This window comes from Kineosporia babensis, from assembly GCF_021129305.1.
Classification (GTDB): domain Bacteria; phylum Actinomycetota; class Actinomycetes; order Actinomycetales; family Kineosporiaceae; genus Kineosporia; species Kineosporia babensis.
On record NZ_JAJOMB010000009.1, the window covers coordinates 45,755 to 65,394 of the forward strand.

Below are 19,640 nucleotides of genomic sequence, written 5' to 3' on the forward strand. Positions count from 1 at the left end.
TCATATCCGCGCGGTGAGTGCCGAACGAAGCACACGGTCTGCTTCGCCGTGCTGTCGCGGTGGCGGACCGGCGTCAGCACCACTGGTTTCGGCGGAAGAAGCGACCACATGGCTCAGGCAACGGGATCGCTGCTGGCGCGCACCCGCGTCCTCTGGTCTCGTTCGGCCTTTTCGGTGACCCTGTGGCTGGCCCTGAGCATCGTCGGTCTCGTGGTCGGGCTTTCGCTGACTCTGGTCTCGTGGTCGCAGGCCGCCTCCAGCGCCCGTTTCGCCGTGCTCGCTGCCGCCACCGCCGTGCTGGTGGCGCGGGTGGCGCGTAGCGAGCCGGGCGTGGTGAAGGTGTGGGCCTGGTTCACCCGCGCAGGGATGGTCTCCACTCTGGCGGCCGGTGCCGACCTGGTGGTCCGACTGGTCACCGGCACGGGAGAGCTTGGCCCGTACGTGTTCTCGGTGGGTGTGCTGGTGGCCTGCCTGATGCTGCACCAGGGCATGACGCTGTGGAACCGCAGCCGGACCAGCACCGCCGACCCGAGCGATCTGCTGAACGGGCTGGGCGCCACCCTGGCCGTGGCCGCCTTCGGCAACCTGGCGCTGATCGCGCAGCACGGCGAGAACTGGCCCGGATCCTGGCTTTCGGCTCAGCTGCACCTGCTCGGCCTGGGCGCGATCTTCGTGCTGACCGGTACCGCGGTGACGGTGTCGCTGCTGAACCCGGGCGCCCGCGACGTCCGGATCCGGCTGGGGCTCGGGGCGATGCTGCTGGCTCTGGCCGGCACCCTGCTCTCGCCCTCGACCGGCCTGCTCCCCGAGAGCGTGACCACGTCGGTCCTGACCGCCGGACGGTTCTCGTTCAGCCTCGGCTGGATGCTGCTGATCGTCACGCTGGCCGGCTGCGCGCTGATCCCGGAGCGGCAGGCCGTGGCCAAACCGGCCACCACCAAGGAGATCAGCCACGGCGCGCTGCTGGTGATGACGGGCGGCCTGGCGGTGCTGCTGCTGGCCACCCGCCTGGACCCGGAACTCACCACCGCCGCGGTGGTGCTCGGCGCCCTGGCCATCCTGATCGCCGGCACCCGCTCGCTGCACCTGATCCGGGACCTGACCGACCTGGCGATCCGCAAGCAGGAGGCGCTCACCGACGACCTGACCGGCCTGGCCAACCGCCGCGCCTTCACCCGGGCGCTGGCCGGTAGGCCGGCCGGGCGGTCCCGGGCCATGCTGATCATCGACCTGAACGACTTCAAGATCATCAACGACCGGCACGGGCACGCCGTGGGTGATCAGGTGCTGGCGTTCACGGCCGAATGCCTGCGCCGGGGCACACCTCCCGGAGGGATGACCGCGCGGCTCGGCGGCGACGAGTTCGCCGTGCTGCTACCGGGGACCAGCAGTGCCGATGCCCTGGCGGTGGCCTGGCGGCTGGCCGAATCGGTGGAGCGCTCGGACTTCGACTTCTCGGTCGGGCTGAGCATCGGGGTGGCCTCGGGCGATCAGACGTTCGGGGTGGGCCCGAGCATCGACGACGACGAGCTGCTGCGCCGGGCCGACGCCGCCATGTACGTGGCCAAGACCTCCCGGGTCCAGGTCAGCCTGTACGACCAGGACCTGGACCGGCGCCGGCGCGAGCACAACCAGCTCACCCTGGATCTGATTGCGGCCTTCGAGAACGCCGAGGCCGACGGTGGGCTGCCCTTCGAGGTGTACTACCAGCCGCAGGTCTCGATGCGCACCGGCCGGGTGGCCGGGGTGGAGGCACTGGTGCGCTGGCAGCATCCCGAGCGCGGCCTACTGCCCCCGAGCGACTTCCTGGACCTCCTCGAGCGCAACGGCCGGATGGGTGAGCTCACCGAGTTCGTGGTCTGGAGCGCCCTGCGGGACACCGCCACCTGGGAACGCACCGGCCTGGCGCCGCTGCGGGTCTCGGTAAACCTCTCGCCGGTCTGCCTGACCGACCCGGCCTTCCCGGTGATGCTGCAGCAGATCGTCGGCGCGGGCATCGACCCCTCGGTGATCACCTTCGAGGTCACCGAGACCACGCTGATGAAGGACCCGGAACGCTCGATGCAGATGTGCGGGCTGATCGTGGAGGCCGGGTTCGGCCTGAGTATCGACGACTACGGCACCGGCTACTCCTCGCTGGCCTACCTCAGCGACCTGCCGGCCACCGAGCTGAAGATCGACCGGGCCTTCGTCTCCCGGATCCAGCACGACACCCGGGTGCGGGCCATCGTCTCCGGCACCGTGGACCTGGCCCATCAGCTGGGCCTGCGGATCGTGGCGGAGGGCGCCGAGCAGTCCGGGACGCTGGGCCTGCTGCGCGAGCTGGGGTGCGACGAGGTGCAGGGCTATGTGTACAGCCCACCGTTGCCGGCGGTGCAGCTGTACGCCTGGGTGATGAACCAGGAGACGGTCTTCAACTCGCGCTAGCCCGGGTGAGTGACCCCCTTCAGGGCGGCTGGCCGGGCGGTCGATGCCTTCACCGTGAGCTCGGTGCGGGGTAGGCGGCGGATCAGTGCTCCGGCGGTCGGGTTGCTGCTGATCGTGCTGCTGGTGGGCCTGACCGTGACCGGGGCACTGGTGCGCACGGTCTGGGGCTGGCAGGAGCAGACCGCGCAGGACGAACTGGAGCAGCGGACCCAGATCGCGCGGTGGTCGGTGGTGAACGCGACCCAGCGCTACGTCTCCACCGCGCAGCAGGTGGCGGCCGCGGTGGGCGCCCGCCCGGGGATCGACCGGCAGGAGCTGGACCGGATCGTCGCCCCGCTGTTCTCCGAGAGCCTGGCCGGGGCAGCCGGGATCACGCTGGCGGCCTCGGCCACCGATGCCGAACTGGCCGAGACCCAGGCGCTGTGGCGTAAGCGCGGAATGACCGAGCTGACCCTGGACCCGGCCTCCGGGGTGCAGGAACACGTGTTCGGCATGGTCGGCATCTCACTGGACGGGCACCCGGGGGTGATCGGCCGCGACCTGATGCCCGAGCCCCAGCTGCGCGAGGCGCTGGAGACCGCCCGGCTGACCAACGAGACCACCGTCTCCGACCAGTACGTGCTGCTGAAGGACCGGAACCTGCCCAAGGACCGGCAGCAGCTGTCGCTGACCATCGTGACGCCGGTGCCGGACCCGGACAACGACCAGCCGACCGAGTGGATCCTGCTCGGCATGCGGGTGCAGGACCTGGCCCGCGAGGTGATCCCGCCGGCCGTGCAGGGCCAGGCCAACGTGACGATCAGCAGCACCAGTTCGGGTAAGCCGACGGCCGAGCTGGCCCAGGTGCCGACCGGCGAGAAATGGTCCGGGGCGCCGGTGCAGGAGGCCGAGCTCAGCGTGGGCCAGCAGCGGTGGGTCCTGACCGCGCACGGTACGCAGGCGTTGTCCGACGCGGTGAGCAGTCCGCTGGCGGGCTCGCTCGGCGCCTCCGGCCTGGTGATCACCGGGCTGGTGCTGCTGCTGATCTACGGCCTGTTCGCGGCCCGGCGGCACGCGCTGGACGCAGCCGAGGCGGCGGTGGAACGCCGGCGCAAGGCCGAGAGCAACTCCCAGCGGGACGCCGCACTGCTCTCCGCAGTGCTGGACAGCATCGCGGACGGGGTGGGGGTGGTCGACCGTAAGGGGGCCTTCCTGCTGCACAACCGGGCGGCCAAGGCGATGCTCGGGGTGGCCGAGGACGTGGACCGGCCGGGCGACTGGCAGGAGCATTACGGGATCTACCGCACCGACGGGATCACCCCGTTCCCCACGGCCGAGCTGCCCCTGGTCCGGGCGCTCGCCGGCGAGACCACCGACCTGGTGGATCTGGTGATCCGCAACCCCGATCGTCCGCAGGGTCTGATGATCAGTGTCAGCGGACGTCCGCTGGACGCCACGGATTCGGGGGTGCCCGGGGGAGGGGCGGTGGCCGTCTTCCACGACGTCACCGAGCGGCGGCGGCTGGAGGCGAAGGTCCGGTCCGAGCACGAGCGCTACGAACGCCTGCTGAAGCTGCTCAGCGACCTGGGTGAGGGCGTGCTGGTCACCAACGGGTACGGCATCGACTACGCCAACGAGGCCTACGCCGGGCTGGTCGGGTACCAGGTGTCCGAGCTGCTGGAACTGCCCTCCACCGCGGCCCTCGCCGGCGACGAGGAGGCACTGGAGGTCTTCACCGAGGTGCGCCACCAGGTCGGCGTGGACGGCCGGTTCGGCAGCCACGTCACCCAGTTGCGGCACAAACAGGGGCATCTCGTGCCGGTCGAGGCCGCGGCCCTGTACGTGCGCGACGACGACACGATCTTCGGCGTCTCGCAACGGGTCTACGTGGTGCGTGACCTGACCGAGCGGCGGCGCTGGGAGATCGACCTGGCCGAACGGGCCGAGCAGCTGCAGGAGGCGAACCGGCGGCTGCAACTGGCGCAGGAGGCGGCCGAGGCCGCGTCCGCGGCGAAGTCGCAGTTCCTGCAGTCGATGAGCCACGAGATCCGGACTCCGCTGAACGGCGTGCTGGGGTTCACCACGCTGCTGGCCCAGACCCCGAACCATCCGGAGGCCGCGCAGTGGGCGCGCTGGGCCGACACCTCCGGGCGGGTGCTGCTCGACCTGGTGAACAACGGCCTGGACCTGGCCAAGATCGAGGCCGGCGGGGTGGACCTGGAGGAGGTCGAGTTCGACCTGCGCGAGCTGGCCGAGGAGTCGCTGCTGCCCTCCCGGATGAGCGCCCGCGAGGTGGGCCTGGAACTGCGGCTGGAGGTGAGCCCGGCGCTGACCTCGATCCGCCGGGGCGACCCGACCCGGGTCCGGCAGGTGATGACCAACCTGATCGCCAACGCCACCAAGTTCACCCCCACCGGCTCGGTGACCCTGAAGCTGGACGAGTCCGGCGAGGACGTCCGGCTGCAGGTGATCGACACCGGGATCGGGATGACCCGGGAGCAGCAGGACCGGTTGTTCCAGCCGTTCCAGCAGGCCAGCGCCGACACCACCCGGCGCTACGGCGGCACCGGCCTGGGCCTGTTCATCACCCGCGGGCTGGTCGAGGCGATGACCGGCAGCATCTCGGTGACCTCCGAACCCGGCCAGGGCAGCACCTTCGCGGTGATCCTGCCGCTGCCGGCGGTACGCCGCAGCCACGAGCGCAGGATTCCCCGGCAGGCCGAGGCCGACCGCGGCCGCCCGTCGGTGGAAGCTGAGGCGCTGCGCGTTCTGGTGGCCGAGGACAACCCGACCAACCAGCTGGTGGCCCGGGCCATGCTGCAGGCCCGGGGGATGGCCGTGGACGTGGTCGAGGACGGTGAGCAGGCGGTCGCCGCCGCCCTTTCCAGCCATTACGACGCAATCTTCATGGACTGCCAGATGCCGAACGTGGACGGTTTCGAGGCCACCCGCCGGATCCGCGCCGCCGAAGCGGCCGAAAAGGGTGATCCGGTAAAGATCATCGCGATGACGGCCAATGCGTTCGACGAGGACCGGCGTGCCTGCCTGGACGCCGGAATGGATGATTTCCTGCCCAAACCCTGGAAAGCGGCTCAGCTCACCGAGGTTCTGGAACGGCTGGTGGCCGATCGCGTGGGTTCCTGAAGGCCGTGTGAAGCGCCCGTTTTCGTGCATTCGTGAAATGCCGGGTTGCCCTTGGGCCAGTTAAATCCCTGTAACACTTGGGCGTTTCTGTGACGGGCGCGACGGGATTGAACGGTCTTTTCAAACTTGTTCTGCGGATCGCAGGCAGCATTGCCCGGATGAGGCGGCCGCGGCTGGCAAGGTGTTCCGGTGATTTACGATGATCGGCCGACCAAGACCGATTTCCGTCCGGCCGAAGAATGGCGGCCGACCCCCAAGACGTTGCGCCTGAGACTACGCGAATGGGGCGTCTGGACCGGAAGACATCGCACCCCGATCATCACTGTGCTGCTGGTGACGGCGCTGGCCGTTGTGGTCGTTCTCGGCGCGGTGCGCAGCGCCCGGATCCCGGCCGGCCCGGGCCTGCACCCGGCTGCCCTGCCGACCGCGATGTCCGAGCCGCCCCGGAAACCGGCCAAGGCGAAGGCCGCGCGGCTCGGGGTCTTCGCCGGCACCGATCACCAGGGCGCTCGCCGGTTCGAGAAGTGGGCCGGGCACAAGCTCACCTACGTCACCGACTTCGGCCCGCGCCAGACCTGGTCCGACATCGCCGACCCGGTGCAGCTGCTGGCCGAGTGGGAGGACAGCGACTACACCCTGGTCTACGCCGTGCCGATGCTGCCCAGCACGCTGAACCCGGACAACGGGATGAAGCTGAAGAATCGCCTGATGCGCCAGGGCGGGCGCGGCGAGTACAACGAGCACTTCGTCGAGCTGGCCGAGAACCTGGTGGCCGGCGGCCAGAGCACGGCGATCCTGCGGGTGGGCTGGGAGTTCAACCTGCGCTCGTGGGCCTGGGGCACCGACGACGAGAAGCTCTTCATCCGGTACTACCGCGAGATCGTGGACGCGATGCGCTCGGTCCCGGGGCAGAAGTTCGAATTCGACTGGAACCCCAACAACGGTTTCAACCCGAACCCGGGGGAGAAGTACTACCCCGGTGACAATTACGTGGACTACGTGGGCATCGACGTCTACGACCTGCACAGCGGGGTGTACCCGTACCCGAAGAAGTGCAGCGCCGCGTGCCGGGAAGAACGCCAGACCCGGGCCTGGACCGAGGCGATCTACGGCGGTCCGCACGGCCTGGCCTTCTGGACCGATTTCGCCGCCCAGCGCGACAAGCCGGTGTCCCTGCCGGAATGGGGCCTGTGGGACCGCTTCGACGACACCGGCGGCGGTGACAACCCGAAGTTCGTCGAGTACATGCACGACTACATCAGCCGTCCGCAGAACAACGTCGCCTACGCCAACTACTTCAATCTGAACTCCGAGCAGGGCAGGCACAGCCTCACCAAGTCCTTCCCGGCCGGCGGAAAGACCTTCCGTAAGCTGTTCGGGTCCTGAGCCCGGCGGCCGCGCAGTATCCTGTTTGACCTTCTCGTCCAAGGGGGTCGCGGTGAAGCGGCTGGCATTGTTCTTCGACGGAACCTGGAACCGGCCCGCCGCGCGCAGCAACGTCTCGCGGATGTTCGCCGTGACCCCGGGGACCGGCAGCGACGGTATCGAGCAGCGCAGCAACTACCTGCCCGGGGTCGGCACCGAACGGTTCGAGCGGCTGCGCGGCGGGATCTTCGGCTTCGGCACCGCCCGCAACATCCACCAGGCCTACCGCTGGCTGGTGGACAACTACGACGACGGCGACCAGATCTTCCTGTTCGGCTTCAGCCGGGGGGCCTTCACCGCCCGGTCGCTGGCCGGCCTGATCGCCTGCTGCGGTCTGCTCGAACGCGGCTCGGCCACCGGTGTGCCCGAGGTCTACGAGCAGTACCGGCAGGGCAAACGCCAACTCGCCCCGGGCGCCCGGCAGGTCGACATCCACTTCCTCGGCGTCTGGGACACCGTCGGTGCGCTCGGGGTGCCCTGGGGCCGGATCCGCGGGATCAGCCGCAGCACCACCCGGTTCCACAACACCAACCCCAGTGTGCGCTACCGCAACATGTTTCACGCGCTCGCGATCGACGAGCACCGCGAGGCCTACCAGGCCACCCTCTGGACCGCATTCCGCCCCGAAGGGCAGCCGCTGCGCCCGCTGCGGGCCGACCAGCAGCTGGAGCAGCGCTGGTTCGTCGGTGCGCACTCCGACGTCGGCGGCAATCGCGACGACCCCAGCCTGGCCCGGATCCCGCTGGCCTGGCTCTGGGCCAAGGCCGAGCAGTGCGGTCTGGACCTGGCCGGGCCGGTGCCCGCCGATCCGGGCGATCACCTGCTGCCGATCCAGGACAGCTTCGGCACCTTCCTGCTCGGCTTCTACCGGCTCACCCGCCTGGGCCGGCCGTTCCACCGGCCGATCGGGCGCCCGCCGCTGGCCACCCGCACCCGCAGCGGCTGGTCGCACAACCTGAACGAGACCATCGACGGTTCGGTGTTCGAGCGCTGGCGCACCGATGCGAACTACCGCCCGGCCAATCTGGTCTCGTGGGCCGGGCGGCTGCAGGTGGACCCGGGTGAGCTGGCCGGGGCCCGGTCTGCCGAGTCCGCCGCCGAACCGGCGGACCAGAGCGGATGAGAGCCGCCCGGACCCGGGCTATCGTGACGAGATGGACAGCTTCGAGGCCGCCGGCGCCCGCTTCGACCTGAGCGCGGCCGAGGGCGCGCTCGCTCAGGCGCAGCAGCCCGGCCTGCGCCCGGTGCTGGCCGGCCCGGGCAAGGAACTGGCACTGCTGCTGGGGACGGTGGACGGCCAGATCCGGATCGAGGGCCGGGTGACCACCCGCGAGCCCGGCTTCGACGGCCCGCTGCACCAGTTCATGATCGGAACCGATTACGTGGCGCCGGTGTTCGAGGCGCTGGGCCGGCTGTTCGAGGGCGAGAGCCGCACCGGGGAGCCGACCACCACCGCAACCGGCATCGAGGTGCGAACGGTGACCGGACGTCCTCTGCTCGACGGGCGGGTCACCGACCGCCTTCTGGCCACCGTCGCGTCCGGTTCCCTGACCGCGCAAGGGCTGCGGGACGTCCTTGATCTGCTGGTGGCTCTCGGGATTCGCCGTACCGGGAACGAACGTTTCCTGCAGGGCAAGGCCTTCCGGATTGCGGACTCGGTGGCACCTGCGAAAGACGATGTACGACTGGATGATCTGGGTGGGCTGGACGCAGTCGTGAGCCAGTTGCGCGACGTGGCCGACTCTTTCCGCCATCCCGAGGTGATGGCCCGCTGGGGTGCCCGCCGCCCGCAGGGCATCCTGATGTGGGGGCCTCCCGGCACCGGCAAGACCACGCTGGCCCGGGCGCTGGCCAACGAGATCGGCGGCACGCTGCGCGAGATCCGCAGCAACGAGATCCTGGACCGCTGGATGGGCGCCTCGGAACGCAACATCGCCAAGGTGTTCGCCGAGGCCCGCGGCTACCGCGAGCCCACCGTGCTGCTGTTCGACGAGTTCGACAGCATCGTCAGCTACGCCGGGCGTCCGCAGGGCTCGGCCGACCAGGCGATCAACTCGGTGGCCGGCATCTTCAAGCAGGAGATGAACACCCTGATCGAGGCCAACCCCCAGGTGATCGTGGTGGCCACCACCAACTTCCCCGACCGGGTGGACGAATCCCTGATCCGTTCGGGCCGTTTCGACATCAAGCTCGCCGTGCCCCTGCCCGGCCGGGCCGCCCGCGCCGACATCCTGACCAAGCAGCTCGACGCCCTGCGCCGGCACCATCCCACTTTCCAGCTCCTGGCCGAAGACATCTCGGTCGCGGAACTGGCCGAGCGGGCGGCCGGCCTGTCCGGGGCCGACCTCGCCGAGGTCCTGCGCCGCGCCCAGCTGGAGAAGGCGATGACGGAGGCCCGCGGCGGGCAGGCCGGTCCGATCACTCAGGCCGACCTGCTGCACGCCATCAGCCGCCTCAGCGGCGCCCAGACCTGATCACTTGGTGAGCGGGCCCAGCTTGGGGTCGTCGGCGTAGGCCTCGGCGGCGTTCTCCTTGGTCACGATCACCGGGTCGAGCAGGTAGGAGGGGATGACCTTCTCACCGTTGTCGTAGGAGTCGGTGTCGTTGATCTCCGGCTCGTCGCCCGCCTGCAGCGCCTTCACCATGGTGATGGTCTGGGCCACCAGCTTGCGGGTGTCCTTGTTGATCGTGGAGTACTGCTGACCGGCCATGATCGACTTCACCGACTCCACCTCGGAGTCCTGCCCGGTGACCACCGGCACCGGCTTGCCCGCGCCCTCCACCGAGGTGATGATCGCCCGGGCCAGGTTGTCGTTCGGCGACAGCACCCCGTCCGGTGCCTTCGAGCCGGTGTAGGCCGAGTTCAGCAGGGTGTCCATCCGGGACTGGGCGTTCTCGGCCTCCCAGCCCTGGGTGGCGGTCTGCTTGATGCTGGTCTGCTTCGAGCCGACCACCACGTCGCCGGAGTCGATGGCCGGCTGCAGGATGCTCATCGCGCCGTCGAAGAACACCTTGGAGTTGTTGTCGTCGGGCGAGCCGGAGAACAGCTCGATCGTGTACGGGCCGTTCGGCTTCTTCTCCTTCATTCCGTCCAGCAGCGCCTGGCCCTGCAGCTCACCGACCTTGAAGTTGTCGAACGCCACGTAGTAGTCCAGGTCGCCGGTGTTGGTGATCAGCCGGTCGTAGGCGATCACCGTGGCCCCGGACTGCTTGGCCTGGGAGACCTGGGTGGCCAGCTGGGCCGCGTCGGTCGCGCCGATCACGATCACCTTGGCGCCCTTGGTGACCATGGCGTTGATCTGCGACTGCTGGTCGGCCACGGTGGTCGAGGCCCCGGCGTACTGCACGTCGGCCTGGAAACCGGCTTCCTTCAGGCCGTTCGTGAACAGGTCACCGGCCAGCACCCAGTTCTCCGAGGTCTTGGCGGGCAGGGCCACGCCGATCAGCGAGTCCTGGGCGAAACCCGCTTCCGGCTCGGCCGGGTCGTCACTGGAGGCATCTCGTTCGGAACCGCAGGCGGTCAGGGCGAGCAGGGTTGCGGCGCCGACGACGACGCTCTTGGTCAGGAAAGTGCGCATGCTGGAACAGCCCTCCATTGGGTTGGGATCAGCATCGGGAGTGATTCGCGGGCAGGTGAATCATTTGGCCGTATAGGCTTTCGGTGGTTCGTAGGCGGGATCCGGGCTGCCGGAACCCCGCTGGAAGGGACGGCTGAGAGTCCCGAGGATCGAGAAGCGTCCCTGATTCTTGTTGTAGACGTCCAGAGCCACGGCGGCGAGCAGGAACAGGCCCTTGATGATCTGGACCATGTCCGAGCCGGTGCCGATCAGCTGCAGGCCGTTGCTCAGCACGGCCATCACCAGGCCACCGACGATGGCCCCGCTGATCGTGCCCAGGCCGCCGGAAACCGCGGCGCCGCCGATGAAAACGGCTGCGATGGCGTCGAGTTCCCAGCTCAGTCCGTCCTGCGGGCCGGAGGCCGAGGAGCGGGCCACGTAGATCATGCCGGCCAGAGCGGCGAGCACCGACATGTTCATCATGACCATGAAGTTGACCCGCCGCAGCTTCACCCCGGACAGTTCGGCGGCCCGGGAGTTGCCGCCGACCGCGTAGATGTACCTGCCCCCGGCCGTGTTTCGGGTGTAGAACGAGTAAGCCACGGCCAATGCCAGCAGGATGATGCCGGAGATGGGGAAGCTGGTGCCCACTCGCCCCCCGGCGTAGCGCAGGGTCACGTAGACCACCAGGGCCACCAGGACGGCGATCCGCACCCCGGCGATCCACAGTGGGGCAGGGGTGGCGCCCTCCATCTGCTGACGTACCCGCCGGGCCCGCAGTTCTCGCACCACGACCGCCACACAGATCACCAAACCCAGGAGCAGAGTGGGATTGTTGTAGCCGGTGTTCGGCCCGATCTCCGGCAGGTAGCCGGCCCCGATCTGGCGGAAACCCTCGGGCACCGGGATGGTGTCGGCGTTGCCGATGTACTGGTTGCCGCCGCGGAACAGCAGCATCCCGGCCAGGGTGACGATGAACGCGGGCACCCCGATGTAGGCCACCCAGAAGCCCTGCCAGGCCCCGATCGCGGCTCCCACCAGCAGCCCGAGCAGGATGCCGAGCGGCCAGGGCAGGTCCTGCTCGGCCATCACCTTGGCCACCACGATCCCGGTGAACGCGGCCACCGAACCGACCGACAGGTCGATGTGCCCGGCCACGATCACCATCAGCATGCCGATGCTCAGGATCGAGATGTAGGCGTAGCCCTGGATCAGCGCCATCAGGTTGCCGGAGGTCAGCAGCAGGCCGTCGGTGCGGATCTGGAAGAAGAGGATGATCGCCACCAGGGTGAAGATCATCCCGAACTGGCGGGCGTTCGAGGTGCCCCCGCCGAAGAGGAAACGCTGCAGGTCCTTCACGTAGGTCATCGGCTCGGGGTCCGCTTCGTCGAGGTCATCTTCTTCATCAGGGTCTCGGGATCGGCGTCCCGGCGGGCGGTCACACCGGTCACCTGGCCCTCGGCCACGGTGTAGATCCGGTCGCACAGGCCGATCAGCTCGGGCAGCTCGGAGGAGATCACCACGACCCCCTTACCCTGGCCGGCCAGCTGCTGGATGATCCCGTAGATCTCGTACTTGGCCCCGACGTCGATGCCCCGGGTGGGCTCGTCCAGGATCAGCAGGTCCGGATCGGTGAACATCCACTTGGCCAGCACCACCTTCTGCTGGTTGCCGCCGGAGAGCTTGACCACCCCCTCGTCCACGCTCGGGGTCTTGATCCGCAGGCTCCGGCGGTAGGTCTCGGCCTGGTGGTACTGAGCGGCCTTGTCCAGCACCCCGTTCCGGGTGATCTTGCTCAGCTTGGCCGCCACCACCGAGGTCTTGATGTCGTCGAGCAGGTTCAGCCCGATCGCCTTGCGGTCCTCGCTGACGTAGGCCAGGCCGTGACCGATCGCCTCGGCCACCGACCGCAGCTCGATCGGGCGGCCGTCCTTGTACACCTGCCCGCCCAGGTAGACCCCGTACGAGCGGCCGAACAGGCTCATCGCCAGCTCGGTCCGCCCGGCCCCCATCAGCCCGGCGAAACCGACGATCTCGCCGTGCCGCACGGTGAAGCTGGAGCCTTTGCAGACCAGCCGCTCGGTGGAGATCGGGTGGCGCACCGTCCAGTCCCGGACCTCGAAGAACACCTCGCCGATCTCCGGCCGGTGCTCCGGGAAACGGCTGCTCAGCTCGCGGCCGACCATGCCCCGCACGATCCGGTCCTCGTCGGCGCCGCTGCGGCGCACGTCGATGGTCTCGATCGTGTGCCCGTCGCGCAGGATGGTGATCGAGTCGGCGATCGCCTCGATCTCGTTCAGCTTGTGCGAGATCATGATCGAGGTGATCCCGCGCTCCCGGAACCCGCGCAGCAGGTCCAGCAGGTGCCGCGAGTCGGTCTCGTTCAGCGCCGCGGTGGGCTCGTCCAGGATCAGCAGCCGGACGTCCTTGGCGAACGCCTTGGCGATCTCGACCAGCTGCTGCTTGCCCACCCCGATGTCCTTGACCAGGGTGTCCGGGTCGTCCCGGAGCCCCACCATCGACATCAGTTCCCGGGCCCGGCGGTTGGCGGCCTGCCAGTCGATCCGGCCGAAGCGCCGGGGTTCGTTGCCCAGGAAGATGTTCTCGGTGATCGACATCCCCGGCACCAGAGCCAGTTCCTGGTGGATGATCACGATGCCGGCGCGTTCACTGCTGCGGATGTCGGAGAACCTGGTCTCGGCCCCCTGGTAGACGATCGACCCGTGGTACGAGCCGTACGGATACACCCCGCTGAGCACCTTCATCAGGGTGGACTTGCCGGCGCCGTTCTCGCCGCAGATCGCATGGATCTCGCCCTGGTGAACGAGCAGGTTCACATCCTCGAGCGCCTTGACGCCGGGGAACTCCTTGGTGATCGAGCGCATCTCAAGGAGCGGTGGAGCAGCGTCCATGCCTCCTCCAAAACTGGCTTCGCACAGCTGTTCAGGGGCTGTGCCAGGGACCTCGTCGTCCGGTGGTGAAAGCTGCGACCGTTCCCCGCATCGCAGCTTCAGCCACTCGCCGAACGCTAAATTCAATTGTTTTACTAAGTCAACGGCGTCGCGAACTTGTGTCGACGAACGGTGAGACGAAGGGGCTGACTGTGCGCCAGACCGGAACCAACCTCCCCCGGGTCGGGCAGTACAACCGGGCCGTGGTCCTGGACAAGATCCAGTTCGCCGACGGGATCAGCCGGGTGGAGATCGCGGCGCTGACCGGGTTGACACCGCAGACCGTCTCCGGAATCGTGCGTCGTCTGATCGCCGAGGGCATCGTGCGGGAAGACGGGACGGGCTCCTCCAGCGGGGGCAAGCCCCGAATGCGCCTGCGGGTGAACGCTTCTGCCGGGCGGGCCGTCGGTGTGCACTTCGACCCGGTCGAGTTGTCCTGCGTGGTGGTGGATCTGCTGGGTACCCCGCTGGGCAGTATGCGCCGCCCGACTCCGCCCGACGCCACGCCCGAGAGCATCGCCCGGTCGGTGGCCGATCTGGTCGAGAAGGTACTGGCCGGCGCGAACGTGGCCCGACAGGACGTGCTGGGGCTGGGTTTCGTCACGCCCGGCCCGATCGATCACGGCAACGGCCTGCTGATGAGCCCGCCGCAACTGTCCAGCTGGAACCGGGTGCCGCTGAAACGCCTGGTTGCCGAGGCCACCGGCCTGCCGGTCACGCTGGACAACGACGCCACCGCCGCGGCGATCGGGGAACGCTGGGCGGGAGCCGGCCGGGGCGTGGCCAACTTCGCCTACTTCTTCCTCGGCACCGGGATCGGCGGCGGGCTGATCCTGAGTCACCAGGTGCATCGCGGTGGTTCGAAGAACGCCGCCGAATTCGGCCACACCTCGGTGCATCCCGACGGTGCGCGCTGCTACTGCGGCAACAACGGCTGCTTGGAGACGCTGATCAGCCCGACCGCGATCGTGGCGGACGTGCGTAGGCGGCTGGCTTCCGGAGAAGGAGCGGGTTCGACGCTGAACGGGCTCACCACCCTCGACCACGACGCGGTGTACCGGGCCGCGGCCGAGGGGGACTCCTTCGCCGGCTCAGTGGTGGATCAGGCCGCCGAGCACCTGGCGACGGTGGTGATCAACGTGGTGAACATCGTCGACGTGGACCTGGTGGTGCTGGGCGGGCACGGGATCCGCCACGTGGAGGAGCGTTTCCGGCTCATCGTGGAACGGGCGCTGCAGACCCGGCTGATGGCCCGGGAGATCCACACCACCCGGGTCGTGCTCTCGCCGCTGGCCCGGGACGCCGTGGCGATCGGCGGCGCCGCGCTGGTGCTCTACGCCAACTACTCACCCCAGGTCTCGGACCTGCTCTCGCTTTGAGTCATGCTTTCAACGGCGCCGCGCCACACTCAGTGAGACGACGAACTGCCCACCGCCGGTGTCCACCGCCGCGGAGACCGGCAGTTCCGGAGCCAGCCGGGAGAACCGGTCCTGGAGCCACTGAGCGGTCACCGACGCGTCCTTCTTGTCGGGGCAGCGGGCCACCACTTCCCGGCCTCCCTTGCGGTGCAGGCGTTCTGCCACCGCCAGCAGCGGCGCCGGGTCGGCGATCATCGGGCCGTCCAGCCACGGAATCACCGGCGTGACGGCACCCTTCTTGGTGTTGCAGGCCCGGTGCGCCAGCCGCTCGGCCCCGGCGAAGTCCCGGCCGACCTTGGCCCGCGGCTTGTTGGTGCGGGCATCCACGCTGGGACCCCGGTCGTCGTTCACCGAGGCATCGGGATCGACCGGTTCGTCACAGACCCAGCAGCGCCAGCCGTCCTGCTCACCGACGTCTTCAAGTTGGCTCATGGGGCTATACCGTAGCCGGGTGGGAAACCAGCAGGACGTGTGGCAGCAGGGCATCCCGCAACAGCGCGGCCTGTGGACGCCCTACGACAGCACACAGCGGCGCCGATGGCTGGCCGCCGCGCTGCAACACCAGCACCTCACCACCGGCCCGGACCGGCCGCCCGGCGCGACGTTTCGCCTCGACGGTGCCCACATCACCGACATCGAGGGCTTCTACTGCGATCTGGGTGAGGCGGTCAACGGCCCGGGCGGCTACTTCGGGCACAACGGCGATGCCCTGAACGACTGCACGCTCGGCGGTTTCGGTGCGCTGGCACCCTTCGAACTGGTCTGGCCCCACGCCGGGGTGGTTCGGGCCGCCCTGCCCGGCTTCGAGGCCGTGCTGCGCTGGCTGGCCGAGAGCCAGGTGCAGGTGCGCCTGGAGGACCAGGACGGACAGTAAACGGTTTGCCTCCGCCCGTCCGGATCGCCTTGGCTGTGCGGATGGGGGAGAGAAGAACCTTCGGGGTGTTCCTCGGCGCGGTGCTGATGCTGGGGATCGCTGATTCGCTGTCCAGTCCGTACCTGGCGCTGTTCGCGGCGGACGAGGCCGGTCTGGATCCGCTCCGGGTAGGGGCGCTGGCCTCGGCGAGCGGTTTGAGCGGCATCGTGATCAGTGCCTGGCTGGGGCGTCGCTTCGACCGGGCGCCCCGCCGGATCTATGCCGTGTTCGCCTGTGTGGGTGGGGCGCTGGGCTATGCGCTGCTGACCGTCAGCCGAAGTTTCGAGGTGCTCCTGCTGCTCTCGCTCAGTCTGCTCGGTGTGGTGGCGGTGGCCTTTCCGCAGCTGTTCGCGCTGGCCCAGGTCTCGCTGGGAAAGACACCGCAGGCTCGCCGGGCGGCCCCGGTGCTGCGTTCGGGGTGGTCGCTGGCCTGGGCGCTGGGACCGTTGGTGGGTGCCTTGGTGATGACCCGATCCGGCTTCGTCGGGGTGTTCTGGGCGACCGCGGGAACGCTGCTGGTCACCGCGCTGCTGCTGTTGTTCGTGCCGGTGCGGCGGTTCGCGGCCGGTGCCGTGACCGGTGAACAGTCGAAGCGGGCGCCCCTGTCGTGGGGCACCACGGCGTTGCTGGTGCTCGGGGTGATGCTGTTCTTCACCTCGATGCTGGCCGGGTCGCTGGTGCTGCCCTTCTACGTCACCCGGGAGCTGGATCTGCCGGCCGCATCGCTGGGCCCGCTGTTCAGCGCCTGCGCCGCGGTGGAGGTGGTGGTGGCGCTGGCACTGGCGTTCCTGCCCACCTGGAAGTGGCTGGTGCCCGGCGGGATGCTGCTCATGGTGGGCTATTTCGCGATCACCATGGTCTCTCGCGACCTGACCGGGCTGCTGCTGGCGCAGGTGGCCCGGGGTGCGGCGATCGCGGTGGTCGGGGCGGCCGGGATCGTCTACTTCCAGGAGTGGATGGCCCCCGCGACCGGACGTGCCACCACGCTGTTCTCCAATGCCACCACAGCGGGGGTGGTGATCGCCGGGCTCCTGGCCGGGTTCTGGCTGGAGGCGTTCAGCTACCGGACGGCTCTGGCCCTGTGCGCTCTGACCGCCCTGCTCGGGGCGGTGGCCTTCGCCGGTGCGGGGACCCGGCCGGATGTGCGCTTGCGCCCTGCGGCCGACGTGCCAGCGTCGGTCCTTTCAGCAGAGGACGCCGAGGGCTAGGTTGCGTCGGTGTCGGCACCTTTTTGAATCGGAGGACCGTAACGGATGAGCGCATCACTGACCGCCCGCGCCCAGAAGCTCGGTGAACTGCACGCCACCCGCCGCCCCCTGGTACTGCCCACGGTCTGGGACGCCTGGTCGGCCCGGACCGCGGTGGCGGCCGGCTTCGAGGCGCTGACCATCGGCAGCCACCCCCTGGCGGACTCGCGGGGCGCGGCCGACCAGGAGGGCCAGAGCTTCGCCGAGGTGGTGGCGGCCACCCGGACGATCGTGGCCTCGGTCGAGGTGCCGGTGTCGATCGACCTGGAGTCCGGCTACGGCCAGAGCCCGGCCGAGCTGATCGCGGGGTTGCTCGAGGCCGGGGGAGTGGGCCTGAACGTCGAGGACACCGTGCACTCCGAAGGCGGGCGGCTGCGGACCACCCAGGAGCACGCCGACTACATCGCCGGTCTGCGCGAGGCCGCCGAATCGGCCGGCGTCCCGGTGTGGATCAACGGCCGCACCGACCTTTTCGCCCGCGCCCAGGATCCGGCGGCGGTGCTGGAGGAGGCGATCGAGCGGATGCAGGCGCTGGTCCAGGCCGGGGCCAGCAGCGTGTACCCGGTCAAGATCCAGGACAACGACGAGTTGCTCACCGCCGTGGTCAAGGCCGTGCCGGTGCCGGTCAACTCCACCGCCCACCCGGTCCGGCACGACCTGGCCCGGTTCGCCCGGCTCGGCGTCGGCCGGGTGACCAACGGCCCGCTGCTGCAGGCCGCCCTCACCGAGGCGATCACCGGCCTGCTCGGGCCCTGGAAGGGCTGAGCGGCTTTTCCTCCTCGTCACTACAGCGCATTCTCTGAAGTGACGAACTTCTGGGCATGGGAATGCGCGGCTGGACCCGCTGGATGCCGAAAGGCTCGCCGGTTTCGGACGAATCGTGGCAGGCACGGCACCGGATCATCCGGATCGCGCTGTGGCTGAGCGTTCCCGTGCTGCTGGTCACCGGCCTGCTCGGGCCGATGCCGGCGGCCGAGACCCTGATCCTGAGCGCGCTGGTGGCCGGGATCGGGGCCTCGGCCCGGCTCGCCACCTCCCGCGACATCAAGGCCGAGATCACCAGCTTCGCCCTGATCCTGGCCTCCTTCGCCGGGGTGGAGCTGTCCGGCGGGCAGATCCACGCGCACCTGTTCATCCTTTCCGCGGTGGCTCTGGTGGCCCTGTACCAGCGCTGGCTGCCGCTGCTGGGCACGATCGCGGCGGTCGGGGTGCACCACTTCGTCTTCGGCCTGATCGCTCCCGAGCGGGTGTTCAGCGTGACGATGGGCGCGATGCCCTCGGGCCACCACATCCCGATGGACATGCTGATCGTGATGGTGCTGGTGCACGTGGCCGCGATCGCCGTGGAGGTGTTCGCCATCCTGGCCTTCTGGCGGTTCAACGAGCAGCTCAGCGACCAGCTGCAGGACACCGTCGACCAGTTGCGGGGCCGTGAGGAAGAGCTGCACCACCAGGCCACCCACGACGCGCTGACCGGCCTGCCCAACCGCTCCTGCTTCGGCAGCGCGGTGATGGAGCAGCTGCACGAGGGCCACACCTTCGCGGTGCTGATGCTCGACCTGGACGACTTCAAGCCGGTGAACGACACCTACGGTCACCACGCCGGCGACCAGCTGCTGATCTCGGTGGCCGACCGCCTGGCCGGCTGCCTGAGCGGCGCCGATCTGCCGGCCCGTCTGGGTGGGGACGAGTTCGCCGTGCTGCTGAAGGAGCACACCGACCTGCACGGCATCCAGCACGTGGCCGACCGGATCGTGGCGGCCATGCACCAGCCGTTCCACCTCGAGGAGTGCGAGGTGACGGTGAAGGTGAGCATGAGCATCGGGATCGCCCGGGCCGACGAGTCGCTGACCGCCGACGACCTGCTGCGCCGGGCCGACTCGGCGATGTACTCGGCCAAGCGGGCGGGCAAGGGGCAGTGGGTGCTGCGCGACGGTGAGCTGCCGGAGCAGGAGCGGCCCCGGGAGGAACCGGCACCCGAGCACCACATCTGAGCCGGACGTCCGTTGCCGATGACGCCGCTCACACCTGATCGGCGCAGGCTGTGGTCTGCGCCACCTGTCCGGATCCGTCCCAACGGGTGAGGTCGGCCACTCTGGCGTGCATAACGGCCCCCAACCGGGGCATGGTCGCTTCAGGAGTCAGTTCTCCGGCCGATCGAGGGTGACGTTCGGTGCTGACCCCGCTCTTGCCGTCACGGTGCTCGTCACACCCGGTCCTTCCAGACCTGGTAGAAACGATCACCCGAAGGAAATGAGGTACCCCCGCGTGACCGCCATCGCTCCCGAGATGCTGACCCCTTCGACGTCTGCGTTCGACTCCATCCCGGCCCTGACGGCGGCCGACCGCTGCGATGCGACGACCACGACCATCCGCGAGGGTTCCGGAACCGCGAACCCCCGGGTGGCCTGCGGCGCCCAGGCCTACGTCACGGCCCTGCTGCCCAGCGGCAACACCCTGCTGTTCTGCGCCCACCACGGTCACAACCTGGAGGCCACGCTGGTCCAGCAGGGCGCGGTGATCCGCGACGACTCCGCGGTGCTGCAGCAGAACACCAAGCCGGGGGCCTCGGCCTGATC

The 19,640-nt window shown here is 69.2% G+C and carries 15 protein-coding genes; 11 read left to right on the forward strand and 4 right to left on the reverse strand.

The window, feature by feature from the left end; all coding sequences use genetic code 11:
* The first annotated feature begins 108 nt into the window (after positions 1-108).
* The 5 genes from LR394_RS17795 to LR394_RS17815 all read left to right on the forward strand — a co-directional run bounded on the left by LR394_RS17795 (position 109) and on the right by LR394_RS17815 (position 9,449).
* Entirely contained in the window at positions 109-2,427 is a 2,319-nt protein-coding gene (locus tag LR394_RS17795; protein ID WP_231443316.1) for a putative bifunctional diguanylate cyclase/phosphodiesterase, read from the forward strand.
* Between the two features lie 9 nt (positions 2,428-2,436).
* Positions 2,437-5,550, forward strand: a complete 3,114-nt coding sequence (locus tag LR394_RS17800) for an ATP-binding protein (RefSeq protein WP_231443318.1) — start codon at positions 2,437-2,439, stop codon at positions 5,548-5,550.
* A 189-nt stretch (positions 5,551-5,739) separates the two neighbouring features.
* A complete protein-coding gene (locus LR394_RS43025) occupies positions 5,740-6,936 on the forward strand; it encodes a glycosyl hydrolase (RefSeq protein WP_231443320.1) in 1,197 nt (398 codons plus the stop codon).
* A 52-nt stretch (positions 6,937-6,988) separates the two neighbouring features.
* Positions 6,989-8,098, forward strand: a complete 1,110-nt coding sequence (locus LR394_RS17810) for a DUF2235 domain-containing protein (protein WP_231443322.1) — start codon at positions 6,989-6,991, stop codon at positions 8,096-8,098.
* Positions 8,099-8,129: 31 nt separating this feature from the next.
* On the forward strand, positions 8,130-9,449 hold the full coding sequence (locus tag LR394_RS17815) for an ATP-binding protein (RefSeq protein ID WP_231443324.1): 1,320 nt from the start codon (positions 8,130-8,132) through the stop codon (positions 9,447-9,449).
* Here LR394_RS17815 and LR394_RS17820 read toward each other — a convergent pair whose 3' ends face one another.
* Genes LR394_RS17820 through mmsA form a run of 3 tightly spaced genes read right to left on the reverse strand, consistent with a single transcriptional unit; the run spans position 9,450 to position 13,444 of the window.
* Positions 9,450-10,553 carry a substrate-binding domain-containing protein gene (locus tag LR394_RS17820; RefSeq protein WP_231443325.1) on the reverse strand — a complete coding sequence of 368 codons (1,104 nt, stop codon included), beginning with the start codon at positions 10,551-10,553 and terminating at the stop codon, positions 9,450-9,452.
* Positions 10,554-10,613: 60 nt separating this feature from the next.
* Positions 10,614-11,900 (reverse strand): multiple monosaccharide ABC transporter permease, encoded by a 1,287-nt coding sequence (gene mmsB, locus LR394_RS17825; protein ID WP_231443327.1) that lies wholly within the window; start codon positions 11,898-11,900, stop codon positions 10,614-10,616.
* Positions 11,897-13,444: a multiple monosaccharide ABC transporter ATP-binding protein gene (mmsA, locus tag LR394_RS17830; protein ID WP_231443330.1), complete on the reverse strand. Its 1,548-nt coding sequence runs from the start codon at positions 13,442-13,444 to the stop codon at positions 11,897-11,899. The genes mmsB and mmsA overlap by 4 nt, the downstream gene beginning before the upstream one ends.
* A 191-nt stretch (positions 13,445-13,635) precedes the next feature.
* On the opposite strand from mmsA, the gene LR394_RS17835 reads away from it, so the two are divergent.
* Positions 13,636-14,862: an ROK family transcriptional regulator gene (locus tag LR394_RS17835; RefSeq protein ID WP_231443331.1), complete on the forward strand. Its 1,227-nt coding sequence runs from the start codon at positions 13,636-13,638 to the stop codon at positions 14,860-14,862.
* A gap of 9 nt (positions 14,863-14,871) precedes the next feature.
* Here LR394_RS17835 and LR394_RS17840 read toward each other — a convergent pair whose 3' ends face one another.
* The gene (locus LR394_RS17840; RefSeq protein ID WP_231443333.1) at positions 14,872-15,333 is read right to left on the reverse strand and encodes a hypothetical protein; all 462 of its coding nucleotides are present in this window, start codon (positions 15,331-15,333) and stop codon (positions 14,872-14,874) included.
* 19 nt (positions 15,334-15,352) lie between these two features.
* Here LR394_RS17840 and LR394_RS17845 point away from each other — a divergent pair, with 19 nt between their 5' ends.
* From LR394_RS17845 to LR394_RS17865, 5 genes are all read left to right on the forward strand, one after another.
* Positions 15,353-15,775, forward strand: a complete 423-nt coding sequence (locus tag LR394_RS17845; RefSeq protein WP_231443335.1) for a barstar family protein — start codon at positions 15,353-15,355, stop codon at positions 15,773-15,775.
* 41 nt (positions 15,776-15,816) lie between these two features.
* Entirely contained in the window at positions 15,817-17,022 is a 1,206-nt protein-coding gene (locus LR394_RS17850; protein ID WP_231443337.1) for an MFS transporter, read from the forward strand.
* Positions 17,023-17,067: 45 nt separating this feature from the next.
* Positions 17,068-17,826 (forward strand): isocitrate lyase/PEP mutase family protein, encoded by a 759-nt coding sequence (locus LR394_RS17855; RefSeq protein ID WP_231443339.1) that lies wholly within the window; start codon positions 17,068-17,070, stop codon positions 17,824-17,826.
* A 56-nt stretch (positions 17,827-17,882) separates the two neighbouring features.
* A complete protein-coding gene (locus tag LR394_RS17860) occupies positions 17,883-19,055 on the forward strand; it encodes a GGDEF domain-containing protein (RefSeq protein WP_231443341.1) in 1,173 nt (390 codons plus the stop codon).
* A gap of 274 nt (positions 19,056-19,329) precedes the next feature.
* Positions 19,330-19,638 carry a DUF7455 domain-containing protein gene (locus LR394_RS17865; RefSeq protein ID WP_231443343.1) on the forward strand — a complete coding sequence of 103 codons (309 nt, stop codon included), beginning with the start codon at positions 19,330-19,332 and terminating at the stop codon, positions 19,636-19,638.
* Positions 19,639-19,640 lie beyond the last annotated feature (2 nt).